Source organism: Kocuria sp. BT304, from assembly GCF_003290245.1.
GTDB lineage: Bacteria > Actinomycetota > Actinomycetes > Actinomycetales > Micrococcaceae > Kocuria > Kocuria rhizophila_A.
Genome location: NZ_CP030039.1, coordinates 1,671,999 through 1,688,316, shown reverse-complemented (window position 1 = coordinate 1,688,316; position 16,318 = coordinate 1,671,999). Strand labels below are relative to the sequence as shown.

Below are 16,318 nucleotides of genomic sequence, written 5' to 3'. Positions count from 1 at the left end.
CGGCCCCGCCCCGGGGGCCCATGACGAAAGGTAGAGCCCGTGTCGTTCGGACAGCGCAAGCTTGATCGTTCCAAGCCGGAGATCGACTTCCCCCAGGACCCGGTGCCCACCGAGCTGCGGATCACGGACCTCATCGAGGGCACGGGCCGTGAGGCCGTGCCCGGCACGGTGGTCTCGTGCCACTACGTGGGCGTCACCTACTCGGGCGGCGAGGAGTTCGACGCCTCCTGGAACCGTGGCGAGCCCCTGGACTTCACGGTGGGCGTGGGCCAGGTCATCCAGGGCTGGGACCAGGGCCTGCTGGGCATGAAGGTGGGCGGGCGGCGTCGTCTGGAGATCCCCTCCGAGATGGCGTACGGCAAGCGCGGCGCCGGGGCGCAGATCGGCCCCGACGAGTCCCTCATCTTCGTGGTGGACCTGCTCGACGTCCGCTGAATGCCGTCCCGCACCGGTGAGTCGGCCCGCCGTTCCACCACGGCCTCGGCCGAACGCCTCCTGAACCTGCTGATCGCCCTGCTGGACCGCGAGTCCGGCTACACGCGCGAGCAGCTGCGGGCGATCGTGCCCGGCTACGACCGCGCGGGCAACCAGGACGCCTTCGAGCGGATGTTCGAGCGGGACAAGGCGCACCTGCGCTCCCTGGGCTACCCGGTGGAGGAGATCCCCGACGACGACCCCTGGGCCTCGGACGCGCAGCTCACCCCGCGCTACCGCGTGCCCCGGGGCTCGTACCGGCTCCCCGAGGTGCGCTTCAGCGCCGAGGAGTCCGCGGTGCTCGCCGTGGCGGCCGGGGCGTGGAACGACGCCGCCCAGGACCGTCTCGCGCGCCGCGCCCTCGACAAGCTCGAGCCCGCCCTGAGCTCCGAGGCCACCCCGGGCCGGGACGTGCAGCCCACCGTGGCGGTCGCGGACCCGGCGTTCGAGCCGCTGCTCTCGGCGGTGCTGTCCCACCGCACGGTGCGCTTCGACTACGTGGACCGCACCGGTGCGTACTCCCGCCGCACGGTCCAGCCGTGGGGGGTGGGCTCCCGCTACGGTGCGTGGTACCTCGCGGGCTGGGACACGGACCGCGGCGCGCAGCGCACGTTCCGGCTCTCGCGCATCATCTCCGAGGTGGACGTCACCCGGGACAGCTTCGACCCGCCCCGGGACTTCTCGATGGGCGGGCAGCTCGCCCGCATGGTCAGCCAGCCCCCGCGGCTGCGCGTGCTCGTGTTCGTGCGGGAGGGCGCGGGGCAGCTGCTGCGGCGGATCGCGGCGCCCGCGGCGTCGACGTGCTGGCGTGCACCCGAGGGGTTCGACGCCGTGGAACTGGCCGTGCACGACACCGAGTCCGCCGCCGAGCACGTGTGCGCGGCGGGACCGGACGCGTGGGTGCCCCGCGAGCCCACCGCGCCCGAGCCGTGCGCGTCCACCGTGGACGAGGGCATCCAGGCGGCCGTCGCGGAGGCGGTGGCCAGACGGCTCGAGGAGGCCCGGGCGTTCCAGGCGCGCATGCCCGGCGTGCACGTGCAGTGGGGCAAGCAGCGCCGCCAGGGTGCCGCCAAGGCGAGCACCGAGCACCACCTCGCGCGGCTGCTGCACATCGTGCGCCACGTCTACGCCCACCAGGGCGCCGAGCTGGAGGAGACCGCCCGGCACTTCGGGATCACGGACGCCGAGCTGATCAGCGACCTGCAGACCCTGTTCGTGTGCGGACGCCCAGGGCACCTGCCCGACCAGCTCATCGACGCCTCGTGGGACGACGGCCACATCTACCTGGGCAACGCGCAGGAGCTCTCCGAGCCCGTGCGCCTCACGGTGCCCGAGGCCAGCGCCCTGCTCATGGGGCTGCAGACCCTGCAGGCGGTGCCCGGCGGCGACAGCCGCGTGGTGCGCTCGGCCATGCAGAAGGTCGCCACCGCAGCGGACGCCCTGCCGCTCGCGGACGCGCTGGCCGCGCCGGAGGGCGACGCCGCCGCGGAGCCGCGGGACACCGAGCTCGTCGCCGAGCTGCGGCGCGCCATCGCGAACGGACGCCGGGTGCGCCTGCGCTACGTCGTGGCCTCGCGCGACGAGGTCACCGAGCGGCTCGTGGACCCCGTGCGGATGATCCTCTCCGACGGCCACCAGTACCTGCGGGGCTGGTGCCTGCAGGCCAACGGTCCCCGCACGTTCCGCGCGGACCGGATCGTGGGCTGCGAGGACGCCGGGGAGGCCGCGGTGCACCCCCGCATGGACTCCGAGGTCCGCTCGAGCATCCAGCCCGCCAAGCGCCGCCCGGTGCAGGCCGTGGTGGTCACGGACCGCCGCGGCCGGTGGATCGTGGAGCACTACCACGCCAAGCGCTCCGTGGAGGTCGAGGTGCCGGGCACCGCGTCCCCGCACTCCGCCGACTCCACGGTGGGCGTCTCCGAGGCCCCTGACCGGCACCCGGCGAACTCCCAGCCCGGGGGCGCGGCGCGGGGCCGGGCAGCCCGGGGCCCGCGTCCGCTGCCCGAGTTCGTGGCGGCGGAAGTGGACTTCCCCACCCTGGACGCCCTGTCCTCCCTGGTCACGCGGCACGCGGGCCACGTGGGGGTGGTCTCACCCCCGGAGGCCGTGGCCGCGGTTGAACAGTGGCTGTACACGAGCGGCGCGGGGGAGGCATCGGGGCGGTCGTAGGGCCGGGGCGCCTATACTGGGGGCCATGCTCTGGTGGATGTGGGTCGTGCTGTGGAGCGTGCTGGTCCTGGCCTCCGCCGCATTCGTCGGCGGAATGCTCTACCGGCTGCTGACACGGCAGGTCCTGCCCGCACTGGACGAGCTCGAGACCACCGCGGACGGCTTCTCGCAGCGGTGGAACGCCGCCGTGGAGGGCCACCCGGCGCCGCTGCGCACCCCCGCACCACCCGCCATGTTCACCCCGGTGAACGACACCCGAGCCGCCTACCGCAGCGGCCGGGACCAACGACAGACGGCTCGCCTCATCCGCCGGATGCAGCGCAAGGACGCCCAGGGACTGCCACAGCGCTACCGGGACGTCCTGCGAGCCGAACAGAAAGGACTCCGCTATGGGCCGCTTGTTTGACAGCCCCGTGACCGTCGTGCTGATCCTCGTGGTCATTCTCCTGCTCTTCGGGGCGCCCAAGCTCCCCGGGATGGCGCGCAGCCTGGGCCAGTCCATGCGCATCTTCAAGTCCGAGGTCAAGGAGATGAAGAAGGACGACGAGCCCAACGTGACCGTCAACGGCCAGCCCGTTGCGGACGGCCAGCCGGTCGCCGGTCAGGCCCCCGCGCAGCCCGCCGCTCAGCAGACCACGGTCCAGCAGCCCGTCCAGCCCCAGGCCCCCGCGCAGCCCGCGGCCCCGGTGCAGCAGCCGGGCCAGCCGGTGGTCCAGGACACCACCCCGGTGCAGCCGGACCAGCGGCCCACCGCCTGAGTCCCTCGTTCAGCACCCGCGTGGCCCGGGGCCGAGCCGCACGGCTCGGCCCCGGGCCGTCACCGGCCACGCAGGCAGTCCGCGGGTGAGCACCCGTCCAGAGAAGGCAGGCAGTCATGTCCAGCACGGACCCCGAGGCGCCCACCCGCTCCGCCCGTGAGGCGCGCCGGGCCCGGCGCAAGGTCACGTCGCGCCGCGCCAACCCCCAGGCGCAGATGGCGCTCAAGGAGCACCTGCGAGAGTTCCGCAACCGGCTGATCAAGTCCGCCGTGGCGACCGTGCTCGGTGCGGTGCTGGGCTTCATGGTCTACGAGCCGTTCATGCAGTACATCACCGAGCCGCTGCAGCGCCTCGCGGACTCTGGGCGCACGGCCACCATCAACTACTCCTCCGTGGGCGGCTCCTTCAACACCATGGTGGAGGTGGCTGTGGTGCTCGGGCTCATCTTCGCCTCGCCCGTGTGGCTCTACCAGCTGTGGGCCTTCATCACCCCGGCGCTGCACAAGAACGAGCGCCGCTACGCCATGGGCTTCCTGGCCGCCTCCATCCCGCTGTTCCTGGGTGGCTGCGCCATGGCCGTGGCCGCCCTGCCCGCCGCGGTCTACGCCCTCACGGCCTTCACCCCGGAGGGCGGGGCCAACTTCGTGGAGGCCGGGATCTACCTGCGCTTCTTCCTCCAGCTCATCCTCACGTTCGGCATCTCGTGCGTGGTGCCCGTGCTTCTCGTGGGGCTCAACATGATGGGCCTGCTCTCTGGGCGCACCGTGCTGAAGTCCTGGCGCGTGGTGGTGGTGGTCGTGCTCGTGGTGGCCGCGATGGCCGCCCCCGGGCCCGATCCGGTGACCATGCTCTACCTGGCCATCCCGCTGCTCGTGCTGTTCTTCGTGGCCGTCGGGCTGTGCCTCTACCTGGACCGGCGCCGGGCCAGGAAGAGACAGAAGCAGCAGGCCGCCACCGGCGCGAGCGCGGACCGGGGGACCTCCGCGGAGGAGCTGCGCTCCCTCGGCAGCACGGTCGCGGAGAACTGAGCCGCCGCCGGACCGCGAACCCCGGCACTGCCGTTGGTGGCGCGGAACGGTCCGGGCCCGCGGTCCCGCCCGTGCGGCGTCGTGCCCCGCCGCGGTCACGGGCGCTGCCCGCGGTTCCCGGTCGCGTGAGCGGTGTCGGGGCCACCGCGTAGGCTGGGCGCATGTCTTCCCCCGCCGAACGGTACACGGCCGCCAAGGCTCGCGCGGCCCACGCCTCCACCGAACTCGCGGCCTTCGAGCACACCCTGGACTTCGAGCTGGACCCCTTCCAGACCCAGGGCTGCCGCGCCCTGGAGGAGGGCCGGGGAGTGCTCGTGGCGGCCCCCACGGGGGCGGGCAAGACCGTGGTGGGGGAGTTCGCCATCCACCTGGCTCTGCAGCAGGGGAGGAAGGCGTTCTACACCACCCCCATCAAGGCGCTGAGCAACCAGAAGTTCCACGAGTTCTCCCGGCGCTGGGGCTCCGACCGCGTGGGCCTGCTCACGGGGGACACCTCCGTGAACTCCGAGGCGGACGTGGTGGTCATGACCACCGAGGTGCTGCGCAACATGCTCTACGGCGGCTCGGCCACCCTCGACAACCTGGGGTTCGTGGTCATGGACGAGGTGCACTACCTCGCGGACCGCTTCCGCGGCGCGGTGTGGGAAGAGGTGATCATCCACCTGCCCGAGCACGTGCAGCTGGTGTCCCTGTCCGCCACGGTGTCCAACGCGGAGGAGTTCGGTGCGTGGCTGGACGACGTCCGCGGCAGCACGGACGTGGTGGTCTCCGAGCACCGCCCGGTCCCGCTGTGGCAGCACGTGCAGGTGGGGCCGCAGCTGATGGACCTGTTCGTGGACGACACCACCGTGGAGGAGGCCGCTCAGCGCCACTCGGACAGGCACCGGGAGGAGCCCGCGGTGAACCCGGAGCTGCTGCGGCTCTTCCGCACCCAGCACCCCCGCGGCGGTCGCGCCGGTGGCCGCGGCCCCGGGCACCGCGGACGCCGCCGCGGCGGGCGCCAGCAGGAGCCGCGCACCGCACGCCAGGACCGCATCTCCCGCCCGCACCTGCTGCGCCGGCTGGACGCGGAGGCCCTGCTGCCCGCGATCACCTTCATCTTCTCCCGCGCGGGGTGCGACGCCGCGGTGGCGCAGTGCGTGGCCGCAGACCTGTGGCTCACCACACCGCAGGAGCAGCGCACCATCAAGGCGTTCGCCGCGGAGGCCACTGCGCACATGTCCACGGCGGACCTCGCGGCCCTGAACTACGAGGACTGGTACCACGGGCTGATCCGCGGTGTCTCCGCCCACCACGCGGGCATGCTCCCGGTGTTCAAGGAGGTCGTGGAGCAGCTGTTCTCCGAGGGGCTCATCAAGGCGGTCTTCGCCACCGAGACCCTCGCGCTGGGCATCAACATGCCCGCCCGCTCCGTGGTGCTCGAACGGCTGGACAAGTTCAACGGCGAGGCCCGGGTGGACATCACCCCGGGGGAATACACCCAGCTCACGGGCCGCGCGGGGCGGCGCGGGATCGACGTCGAGGGCCACGCCGTGGTGCTGTGGCGGGACGGGATGAACCCCCAGACGGTGGCGGGGCTCGCGTCCACCCGCACGTACCCGCTGAACTCCAGCTTCCGTCCCACGTACAACATGTCCACCAACCTGATCGCCCGCTACGGCGCCAAGCGCTCGCGCTCCATCCTGGAGACCTCCTTCGCGCAGTTCCAGGCGGACCGCTCCGTGGTGGGGATCGCCAAGCGGGTGCGCTCCCAGGAGAAGACCCTGCAGGCCTACCGGGAGGCCATGTCCTGCCACCTGGGGGACTTCGAGGAGTACGCCGGGCTGCGCCGTGAGCTCGGGGCGGAGGAGAAGTCCGCCAGCAGGTCGCGCACAGCGCGCCAGCGCAACGACGCCGCCGTGGCCCTGCAGGACCTGCTGCCCGGGGACGTGATCGAGATCCCGCAGGGGCGCAACGCCGGTTGGGCGGTGGTGCTCAGGGCCGATGCCCACCCCTTCGACCCCCGCCCGCACATCCTCACCGTGGACGGCAAGCTGCGACGGGTGGGCGTCAACGACCTCGACGGCTCCCTCGCACCGGAGTCCAGGATCCGGATCCCCAAGAACTTCTCGGGCAAGGCCCCGAAGGAGCGCCAGGACCTCGCTGCCACCGTGCGGGCCGCGCTGCGCGAGCACCGCCCGGCGCGCACCGACTCCGGCGGGCGGGGCATCCGCTTCGACCGTGGCACGTCCGCGCGGGACCACCGGATCGAGGACCTGAGGCGGCGGCTGCGGACCCACCCGTGCCACGGCTGCTCCGACCGCGAGCAGCACGCCCGCTGGGCCGAGCGCGCGTGGAAACTGGAGAAGGACACGCAGGGCCTGCGCAAGCAGATCGCGGGCCGCACGGGCAGCATCGCCGCCACCTTCGACCGCGTGTGCGCGGTGCTCACGCACTTCGCCTACCTCGAGCAGGACGAGACCGGGCAGCTGCGGCCCACCGCTGCGGGGGAGCAGCTGCGCCGACTCTACGGTGAGCGGGACCTGCTGCTGGCCCTCTCCCTGCGCGACGGCTTCCTCGACGGGCTCGACGCACCCGGGCTCGCCGGGGTGATGACCGCACTGGTGTACCAGCCGCGGCGCGAGGACCAGGGCACCCGGCCCCGGCTGCCCACCGCCGCCATGGACGCCGCGGTGCAGACCCTGCTGGAGAACTGGTCCGTGCTCTCGGCCCGCGAGGCCGAGCACCGGCTGCCCCTCACGGCCGTGCCCGAGCTCGGCCTCGTGGAGGCCATGCACCGCTGGGCGCGGGGGGCCACGCTGACCCGCACGCTCACGGGCACGGACCTCGCGGCCGGGGACTTCGTGCGCTGGGCCAAGCAGACCATCGACGTCCTGGACCAGCTGCGCGGCGTGCACGGGCTGGACCCCGCCCTGCGGGACACGGCCCACGAGGCCATCGAGGCCGTGCGCCGCGGCGTGGTCGAGTACAGCGTCTTCGAACAGTAGTCAGCGTCCGGCGGGGGTCAGCACCCCGCGCCGGACGGGAGGGAAGCACATGAGAGCAGCACAGCCGAGCACCCGGGTCTGGACCAACGGATCCGTGTACTCACCGGCGGACCCGTTCGCCACGGCCATCCTCACGGAGGGCCCCACCGTGGCGTGGGTGGGTTCCGACGACGCCGCCCGGGCCATGGCGGGGCCCGGCGCCGAGGTCGGGGACCTGCGCGCCGCCGTGGTGACCCCGGCGTTCGTGGCGCACTGCCGTGTGCCCGACCCCGGGGCGCCCGCGGCCTCCCTGCCCGGCACGGCCCAGGGCTACGGCGCGGTGGAGCTACTCGGGGCGGACCTCGAGGCCCTGGCCGACGCCGCCGCACGAGTCCGCGCGGACGGCGCACGCGCGCTGCCGGTGCTCGTCCGAGCCGCCACCGGGGACGCGGACATCGACCCGTCCGCGCTGCCCTCCCCGGCTCTCGGCCTCGAGCTGCCCGGTGGGCACCACGGCGCCGAGCTGGCCGCGACGGTGCGGGAACACCTGCAGGCCTGCACACGGGCCGGGATCCAGGCGGTGCTCGTGCTGGGTTCCGACGCGTCCGACGGACAGGGCGCGGCCACCTCGCAGCAGCTGCCCGGCGGGGCGGCCGGTCCGGACACCGGGGTCGACGGAGCGGACCGCCCGCAGCCGGTCACGGACCGGGCCCCGTCGGCCACCGGGCACGTGCCCGGCGAGGTGACGGGCCCTGCGGAGGACGCGAGCGGCGTCGTCGACACCGTGCTGGACGCCGTGGCCGAGGCCGCCGAACGGGTGGGGGAGCGGGCGTTCCGCGCGCGCGGACACCGCCTCGTGGGTGTCGGTGCGCTCCGCGAGGAGCAGTGCGAACGCCTGGCCACCCTGGGGCTCACGCTCTCGTGCCACGCCGGAGCCGCACCGTTGCGGGACCTCTCCCGGGCGGGGGTCCCGGTGACCCTCATCAGCGCGCAGGACAATCCGTGGCGCACCGTCAAGGCGGCGCTGGAGGCCCCCCACGAGCGGCTGCGCACGTCCGCCCGCGCCGCGTTCCTGGCCATGACGCGGGGCGCGTGGCGCGCCCACCCGGGCAGCGCCCCGCTGGCGGGGCAGCTCGCGCCCGGCGCGGAGGCCACGCTGGCCGTGTGGGACGCCGAGTCCGTGGTGGTCCAGCAGGCCCAGGGCACCGGGGCCTCGTGGAGCACGGACCCCCGGGCCCGCACGCCCGTGCTGCCCGCGCTGGACGACTCCCGCCTGCCGCGCTGCGAGGCCACGGTGGTGGCGGGTGAGCTCGTGAGCGGGCAGAGCCCCCGGCCCTGAACCGGTCACCCCGTGTTGGCCCTGACCTCCCCTGAGGTTAGACTGAGTTCTTACTGCCGGGTGGGTCCATCCGTCCTTAGAAAACAGAGAACGACCCCGCGTCCTCTCTGGTCCGAAGGCGGATGGGCCTGCCCAGTGGTCTGTTCGGGCTCGGACGCCCGGCTACGTGCGGCATGAAAGGACGCCCGGTGCGAGTTCTCACCATCATCCCCACCTACAACGAACGCGAGTCGCTGCCCACCGTGATCACGCGGCTGCGGGCGGCCGTCCCGGAGGCCCACGTGCTGATCGCGGACGACAACAGCCCCGACGGCACCGGGGACCTCGCCGACTCGCTCGCCGCAGCGGACGGCAACATCCACGTGCTGCACCGCGCGCGCAAGGAGGGGCTCGGCCCCGCGTACCTCGCGGGCTTCGCCTGGGGACTCGAGCGCGACTACGACGTGCTCGTGGAGATGGACGCGGACTGCTCCCACCAGCCCGAGCAGCTGCCCCTGCTCCTGGACGCGGTGGAGCGCGGTGCGGACATGGCCATCGGCTCCCGCTACGTGCCCGGGGGCCGCACCGAGAACTGGCCCCTGCGGCGCCAGCTCATCTCCCGCGGCGGCAACCTCTACTCCCGGATCCTGCTGGGTACCTCCATCCACGACATCACGGGCGGGTTCCGCGCCTACCGTGACACCACCCTGCGGGCCCTGGGCCTGGACACCGTGGAGTCCCGCGGCTACTGCTTCCAGATCGACCTCGCGTGGCGCGCCGAGCGAGCCGGACTCAAGATCGTGGAGGTGCCCATCACGTTCGTCGAGCGCGAGGAGGGCGTGTCCAAGATGAGCAACGACGTCACCGTGGAGGCCGCCACCAGCGTGGCGAAGTGGGGGCTGTGCGCGCGCGCCGAGACGCTGGCCCGCAAGCTCCGGCTCCGCGGCTGAGGCCCGTCAGCCGGGACGGACGTCCCCGGCGGCGCCGCGAGCGGCACCGCACCGTGCCGCGGCCGTGGAACGGCCCCCGTCCTCTGGGAGGACAGGGGCCGTCGTCGTCGCGGGGCGCGGCTCAGAGAGCGTGCTGCTCCTTGAAGAACTCGAGCCGCTGCTGCAGGGTCTCCTCGAGCTCCTCCACGCTGCGGCGCTCGAGCAGCATGTCCCAGTGCGAGCGCTGGTGCTTCTCGTTGGGGTTCTCCGGCTTCTCACCGTTGACCAGGATGGCCTCCTGGCCGGTCTTGGTGGTCCACACCGGGGGGATCTCCGCCTCGGCGGCGAACATCACCGACACGGACTCGCCGTCCGCGGTGCGGTACTCCACGCGCTGGCGCGGGGCCGGTTCCACACCCGCTTCGGTCTCCATGGACTGGGAACCCAGGCGCATGCCCCGTAGGCTGCGATCACTCACGCAACGATCCTTCCTGACGTACTCTCACTCGACCCCGGTGCCCGCCACGCGGGCCGGCACCGGGCCGACTCCTTCACAGGGCACAACGGCACCTCAGCGGGTTTCATTCCCGGGGCGGGGGTCCTGCCCGGTCTCCGGGCCGACGTGGCGTGCCGAGGAGCCATTCTCCGGCGCGGATCCGGGGGTGCCGCCGGCCACGGGGCCCGCCGCGGGGTCCCCGAGGTGCGGGTCCCCGGCCTGCTCGGCGAGGGGGGACGAGTAGGGGGAGTCGGGCATCTCGAACTCGCGCGGGTCGGTGAGGGACAGGTCCGGTTCCAGATCCTCCTCGGTGACCTTCACGGTCTCGTGCTCCACGATGGGCTCGTCCACCGGGGCGCCCGGGGCGGCGTCCGCCTCCTCCCACGAATCGTCCTCGGGGGAGTCCGAGGACCCCGGGTTGAGGTAGGAGCCCACGCCGCGCAGCGCGGTGCTGAGCTCGGCGGGGATCATCCACACCTTGTTGGCGCTGCCCTCGGCCACCTTGGGCAGGGTCTGGATGTACTGGTACGCGAGCAGCTTCTGGGTGGGCCTGGCACGGTGGATCGAGTCGAAGACCTTGGCGATGGCCTGGGCCTCGCCGTCCGCGCGCAGGATCGCGGCCTTCGCGTCACCCTCGGCGGAGAGCACCGAGGCCTGACGCGAGCCCTCGGCGGTGAGGATCTGGGACTGCTTCTCGCCCTCGGCGGTGAGGATCGCGGCGCGGCGGTCCCGCTCGGCGCGCATCTGCTTCTCCATGGAGTCCTGGATGGACGGCGGAGGGGTGATCTCCTTGATGTCCACGCGGGAGATGCGGATGCCCCACCGGCCGGTGGTGGAGTCCAGCACGCCACGCAGCTCGGCGTTGATCTTGTCGCGGGAGGTCAGCGTCTCCTCGAGGTTCAGCCCGCCCACCACGTTGCGCAGCGTGGCGCTGGTGAGCTCGTCCACGGCCTGGATGTAGTTGGTGATCTCGTAGGTCGCGGCCCGGGGATCGGTGACCTGGAAGTACACCACGGTGTCGATGCCGACCACCAGGTTGTCCTCGGTGATCACGGACTGCGCGGGGAAGGGGACCACCTGTTCACGCAGGTCGATCAGCGGCAGCAGGCGGTCGATGAACGGGATCAGGAAGTGCAGTCCGGGATTGAGCGTGGCCTGGTACTTGCCGAGCCGCTCCACGATGCCCGCGCGCGACTGCGGGATGATCCGCACCGCCTTCACGAGCGCAACGACCGCGGCGAGCACCACCACGACCAGCAGGATGAGGATGACGAGTGACATGGTGTCCTTTCGGTGGGGGCCGGTTTCCCCCGGGAGCCGGGGCTGGCCCGGGCGGTTCGCGGCGGCGTCGTCCGGTGCTGTGCCGGGGCGACGCCGCCGGGTCGGGTCGGGTAGGCGGGGCTGGCTCTCTCGGCGCCGGTCCGCCCGGGAACGGGCCGGGGCAGGTCAATCAGGGGTGCGCGCGGCGCCCGGTGTCGGTGGGCTCAGTCCGGGCCGGGGCGACGTCCGCGACCACGGCGGTGGCACCGTCGATGCGGTGCACCCAGGCGTCCGCACCCTCGGACAGTTCAGCACCGGCGGCGCAGCGGGCGGTCCACACGTCACCCTCGAGCCGCACGAGCCCGCTGCGCTGGGAGACCGGCTCGAGCACGGTGCACGGCAGGCCGATCAGGCGTTCGGTGTTCGAGCGCGTGTTCGGCGTGGAGCGGTTGAGCCGGCGCAGGGCAAGGGGGCGGATCAGGAAGATCAGCAGCACCGAGACCACGGCGAAGAGCACCACTTGAACGGTGAAGCTGTCCAGCACCAGGCTCACCCCCGCGGTCACGAGCGCCGCGATGGACATCATCAGGAACAGGAAGTCCAGGGTGAGCATCTCGATGGCTGCCAGGGCCAGCATGATGATCAGCCAGAAGATCCAGGGGTTGTTGACCAGTGCATCCCACACGTCGGTGCTCCGTCCTGTGCGCCTGTGCCGTTTTCGTGTGAATCGCCCGGACGGCTGCCGAGAGTCCACCGCGCTTCGTGCTCCCCATTGTGCCCTACGCCACCGCCGCGCCCCGGGATCCCGGCGGCGCGCGGGGCGGTCACTACACGAGCGGAAGCCTGAGGCGCAACGGCACGCCGGTTTTCCCGTGAGAGAAATAGATGGCCAAGCGTGCTGATGGCCGTAATATGAATCACGAAGCCGGACCGCACACCCATTGCGGGTGCGGCGGCCTTCGGTGCACAACCGTGCGCCGCTAGCAGAGACTTACTGAGGAGTTAATGCGATGTCCACGTTCGACGTAAATGCAATTCTGTCCAGCACGGCTTACGGATCCGACGGCGACAAGATCGGCAAGGTCGAGCAGGTGTTCCTGGACGACAACTCCGGCGATCCGACGTTCCTGACCGTGAACACCGGTCTGTTCGGTGCCAAGGAGAACTTCGTTCCCGTGAAGGGCGCCCGTCAGGACGGCGACCGTGTGGTCCTGCCCTACACCAAGGATGTCATCAAGGACGCTCCGAAGGTGGACGCGGACCAGCACCTGTCCCCGGCTGAGGAAGAGGAGCTGTACCGCTACTACGAGATGAACTACGACGACGGCCGCGCCGCGGGTCACGACCGTGACCGCAACGCCGCCGCGGGCACCGCCGGCACCGCCGCGGGCGAGCGCCGTGCGGACGACGCCGCCGACCGCGACCGCCTCGCTGCGGACCGCGATCGTGACGTCACCGACCGCGACCGCGCCGATGCAGGCCAGGACCGTCACGTCGCCGCCGGTGAGAACGCCTCCGTGACCCGTCACGAAGAGCAGCTCCACGTGGACACCCAGGAGCGCGAGGCCGGCCACGCCCGCCTGCGCAAGTACGTGGTGACGGACCACGAGACGGTCGACGTCCCGGTCGAGCGCGAAGAGGTCACCGTGGAGCGCACCCCGCTCAACGGCACCGAGGCCCACGCGGGCACCGGCCGGATCGGCGAGGAAGAGGTGGACGTCACTCTCCACGAGGAGCGCCCCGTCGTCGAGAAGGAAGCCGTCGCCGTCGAGGAGGTCGGGCTGAACAAGCAGACCGTCCGCGAGACGCAGCGCGTCGAGGCCGACGTCCAGAAGGAACAGGTCGACGTCGAGACCGATGTCGATCGTGACGGCCTCGGCCGTGACGATCTCGGCCGCGACGGCGAGGCTCCCCGCCGCTGACGCCGTCCGCGCGAGTGACCTCGCGTGAGCGCTGGAGGGTGCGTTCCGGGCTGCGGCCCGGGGCGCACCCTTTTTCCGTGCCCGGTGCTGGCCCGGCGTGAGGTGATTCACGGTCTCCCCGGGAGGCGGTGGGCCCTGCTCTGCCGCCCCGCGCGCCGGTGGGCGGTAGCATCGTGGAGGTCACGGGTGCGCCGCCACGGCGCGCGCCCGGGACGCCCGCCCCCGGTACGGGCGGGCACCCACAGAACTGACGAGGAGATTCACCATGACGGACGCCCCAGCCCTGCAGCTCACCGTGGACGGCGAGAGCCGCACCGCCGAGCCGGGCACCACCGCCGCCGAGCTCTACACGGAGCAGCGGGACGTGGTGGTGGCGCACGTCAATGGTGTGCTCAAGGACCTCTCCACGCCGCTGGCGGACGGGGACGTGGTGGAGCGCGTGCTGGTGAGCGAGCCCGAGGGGCTCGAGGTGCTGCGCCACTCCACGGCCCACGTGATGGCCCAGGCCGTGCAGCAGCTGCGCCCGGACGCCAAGCTGGGGATCGGGCCGTACATCACGGACGGGTTCTACTTCGACTTCGACGTGGCCGAGCCGTTCACGCCGGAGGACCTCAAGGCGCTCGAGAAGTCGATGCTGAAGATCGTCAACAGGAACCAGATCTTCCGCCGTCGCACGGTCACCGAGGACGAGGCGCGCGCGGAGATGGCCGACGAGCCGTACAAGCTCGAGCTCATCGACCTCGCCGGCGGCCCGGGCTCGGGTGCCGTGGACGAGTCCGCGGAGGGTGCCTCCGTGGAGGTGGGCGGCGGCGAGCTGACCGTCTACGACAACGTGGACCGCAAGAGCGGGGACGTGGTGTGGCGCGACCTGTGCCGCGGCCCGCACCTGCCGGACACCAAGCACATCGGCAACGGCTACGCCCTGATGCGCTCGGCCGCCGCGTACTGGCGCGGGGACCAGCGCAACGAGCAGCTGCAGCGTATCTACGGCACGGCCTGGCCCTCCAAGGACGAGCTGAAGGCCTACAAGGAGCGCCTGGCCGAGGCCGAGCGCCGCGACCACCGCAAACTGGGCGTGGAGCTGGACCTGTTCTCCTTCCCGGACGAACTGGGCTCCGGGCTGCCGGTGTTCCACCCCAAGGGCGGGATCATCCGCAAAGAGATGGAGGACTACTCCCGGGAGCGCCACGCGCGCGCCGGCTACGAGTTCGTCTACACCCCGCACATCACGAAGGGCCACCTGTACGAGGTCTCGGGGCACCTGGACTGGTACCGGGATGGGATGTTCCCCCCGATGCACGTGGACGAGGAGCGGGACCCGGACACGGGGGAGCTGACCAAGCCGGGCCAGGACTACTACCTCAAGCCCATGAACTGCCCCATGCACAACCTGATCTACCGCTCGCGCGGGCGCTCCTACCGGGAGCTGCCGCTGCGGCTGTTCGAGTTCGGGGCGGTGTACCGCTACGAGAAGTCCGGCGTGATCCACGGGCTCACGCGCGTGCGCGGGATGACCCAGGACGACGCCCACATCTACTGCACCCGCGAGCAGATGAAGGGGGAGCTGACGAACACCTTGAACTTCGTGCTGTCCCTGCTCAAGGACTACGGCATGGAGGACTTCTACCTGGAGCTCTCCACCAAGGACCCGAACAAGTTCGTGGGCTCGGACGAGATCTGGGACGAGGCCACGCGCACCCTGCGCGAGGTCGCGGAGGACTCCGGGCTGGAGCTCGTGCCGGATCCGGCCGGTGCCGCGTTCTACGGGCCCAAGATCTCCGTGCAGGCCCGGGACGCGATCGGGCGCACGTGGCAGATGTCCACCATCCAGCTGGACTTCAACCTGCCCGAGCGCTTCGACCTGGAGTACCAGGCCTCGGACGGCTCCCGCCAGCGGCCCGTGATGATCCACCGCGCGCTGTTCGGCTCCGTGGAGCGGTTCATGGGTGTCCTCACGGAGCACTACGCGGGGGCGTTCCCGGCGTGGCTGTCCCCGGTGCAGGTCCGTGCCATCCCCGTGGCCGAGGCGTTCAACGACTACCTGGACGAGTTCGCCCAGACCCTGCGCGAGCGCGGGATCCGGGTGGAGGTGGACACCTCCTCGGACCGCTTCCCCAAGAAGATCCGCACGGCGTCCAAGGACAAGATCCCGTTCGTGGTCATCGCCGGTGGCGAGGACGCCGAGGCCGGCACGGTGTCCTTCCGCTTCCGCGACGGCTCCCAGCACAACGGGGTGAGCCGGGCCGAGGCCGTGGAGCTAATCGCCCGCCACGTGGCCGAGCGCTCCAACGAGAACCCCACGGCCCCGACAGAGCAGGACGTGGTGGTCGGCGAGACCGTCGTGGAGGACCCCGCGACCTCGGAGCCCACCGCGCTGCCGGGCCAGGCCGCGGGCGACGCCGGGACGACGGGCCCGCGGTGACCGAGCGGGACGCCGCGGCGTCGGGCGGGGACGGTGTGACACGGGACGAGTTCGAGGTCCCGGGGGTTCCGGACGGCTTCCAGCGGCTGTGGACCCCGCACCGCCTCGCGTACGTGCGCGGTGAGGACACCTCGGTGGAGCAGCCCCCGGGCTGCCCGTTCTGCAACGCTCCCGAGCGCTCGGACGAGGACTCGCTGATCGTGCACCGGGGCGAGCACTGCTTCGCGGTGCTCAACCTGTTCCCGTACAACCCCGGCCACGTGCTCGTGTGCCCGTACCGCCACGTGGCGGAGCTGGATGAGCTCACGGACGAGGAGCTGTGGGAGCTGAACACCCTCACCCGCACGGCGGTGCACGTGATCCGTGAGATCGCCCACCCCGCCGCGTTCAACGTGGGCCTGAACCTGGGCTCCGCCGCGGGCGGCTCCCTGGCCGAGCACCTGCACCAGCACGTGGTGCCCCGCTGGACCGGGGACGCCAACTTCATGCCCGTGATCGCCCACACCAAACCGCTCATCCAGACCCTGGGCTCCACCCGCGAGGACATCGCCGCGGCCTGGCCCCAGGACTGACCCC

Annotated in this window: 14 protein-coding genes; 11 read left to right on the top strand and 3 right to left on the bottom strand. The window is 72.1% G+C overall.

The window, feature by feature from the left end; translation table 11 throughout:
- Positions 1–39 precede the first annotated feature (39 nt).
- The 8 genes from DNL27_RS07480 (at position 40) to DNL27_RS07445 (ending at position 9,663) form a co-directional block, all read left to right on the top strand.
- Positions 40–435: an FKBP-type peptidyl-prolyl cis-trans isomerase gene (locus DNL27_RS07480; RefSeq protein WP_012398451.1), complete on the top strand. Its 396-nt coding sequence runs from the start codon at positions 40–42 to the stop codon at positions 433–435.
- The gene (locus DNL27_RS07475) at positions 436–2,643 is read left to right on the top strand and encodes a WYL domain-containing protein (RefSeq protein WP_112235164.1); all 2,208 of its coding nucleotides are present in this window, start codon (positions 436–438) and stop codon (positions 2,641–2,643) included.
- A 25-nt stretch (positions 2,644–2,668) separates the two neighbouring features.
- Positions 2,669–3,049: a hypothetical protein gene (locus tag DNL27_RS07470; RefSeq protein ID WP_112235163.1), complete on the top strand. Its 381-nt coding sequence runs from the start codon at positions 2,669–2,671 to the stop codon at positions 3,047–3,049.
- Complete coding sequence (tatA, locus tag DNL27_RS07465) at positions 3,033–3,401, top strand: Sec-independent protein translocase subunit TatA (protein WP_112235162.1); 369 nt, start codon at positions 3,033–3,035, stop codon at positions 3,399–3,401. Before DNL27_RS07470 ends, tatA begins: the two co-directional genes overlap by 17 nt.
- 116 nt (positions 3,402–3,517) lie before the next feature.
- Positions 3,518–4,429 (top strand): twin-arginine translocase subunit TatC, encoded by a 912-nt coding sequence (tatC, locus tag DNL27_RS07460; RefSeq protein ID WP_239494281.1) that lies wholly within the window; start codon positions 3,518–3,520, stop codon positions 4,427–4,429.
- A 161-nt stretch (positions 4,430–4,590) separates the two neighbouring features.
- On the top strand, positions 4,591–7,416 hold the full coding sequence (locus tag DNL27_RS07455) for an RNA helicase (RefSeq protein WP_112235161.1): 2,826 nt from the start codon (positions 4,591–4,593) through the stop codon (positions 7,414–7,416).
- A gap of 49 nt (positions 7,417–7,465) precedes the next feature.
- Entirely contained in the window at positions 7,466–8,734 is a 1,269-nt protein-coding gene (locus DNL27_RS07450; protein WP_112235160.1) for an amidohydrolase family protein, read from the top strand.
- Positions 8,735–8,922: 188 nt separating this feature from the next.
- Positions 8,923–9,663, top strand: a complete 741-nt coding sequence (locus tag DNL27_RS07445; protein ID WP_112235159.1) for a polyprenol monophosphomannose synthase — start codon at positions 8,923–8,925, stop codon at positions 9,661–9,663.
- Positions 9,664–9,784: 121 nt separating this feature from the next.
- On the opposite strand, the gene DNL27_RS07440 is transcribed toward DNL27_RS07445, so the two are convergent.
- From DNL27_RS07440 to DNL27_RS07430, 3 genes are all read right to left on the bottom strand, one after another.
- Positions 9,785–10,120 (bottom strand): RNA polymerase-binding protein RbpA, encoded by a 336-nt coding sequence (locus tag DNL27_RS07440; RefSeq protein ID WP_012398443.1) that lies wholly within the window; start codon positions 10,118–10,120, stop codon positions 9,785–9,787.
- Between the two features lie 93 nt (positions 10,121–10,213).
- Positions 10,214–11,419, bottom strand: coding sequence for an SPFH domain-containing protein (locus DNL27_RS07435; protein ID WP_112235158.1), 1,206 nt, complete (start codon positions 11,417–11,419; stop codon positions 10,214–10,216).
- 169 nt (positions 11,420–11,588) lie between these two features.
- Positions 11,589–12,083 (bottom strand): NfeD family protein, encoded by a 495-nt coding sequence (locus DNL27_RS07430; RefSeq protein ID WP_012398441.1) that lies wholly within the window; start codon positions 12,081–12,083, stop codon positions 11,589–11,591.
- A gap of 325 nt (positions 12,084–12,408) precedes the next feature.
- Between DNL27_RS07430 and DNL27_RS07425 the strand changes: the two genes are divergently transcribed.
- The 3 genes from DNL27_RS07425 (at position 12,409) to DNL27_RS07415 (ending at position 16,314) form a co-directional block, all read left to right on the top strand.
- Entirely contained in the window at positions 12,409–13,320 is a 912-nt protein-coding gene (locus DNL27_RS07425; protein WP_112235157.1) for a DUF2382 domain-containing protein, read from the top strand.
- 265 nt (positions 13,321–13,585) lie between these two features.
- Positions 13,586–15,742: a threonine--tRNA ligase gene (gene thrS, locus DNL27_RS07420; RefSeq protein ID WP_112235156.1), complete on the top strand. Its 2,157-nt coding sequence runs from the start codon at positions 13,586–13,588 to the stop codon at positions 15,740–15,742.
- Entirely contained in the window at positions 15,739–16,314 is a 576-nt protein-coding gene (locus DNL27_RS07415; RefSeq protein ID WP_012398438.1) for an HIT domain-containing protein, read from the top strand. Before thrS ends, DNL27_RS07415 begins: the two co-directional genes overlap by 4 nt.
- Positions 16,315–16,318 lie beyond the last annotated feature (4 nt).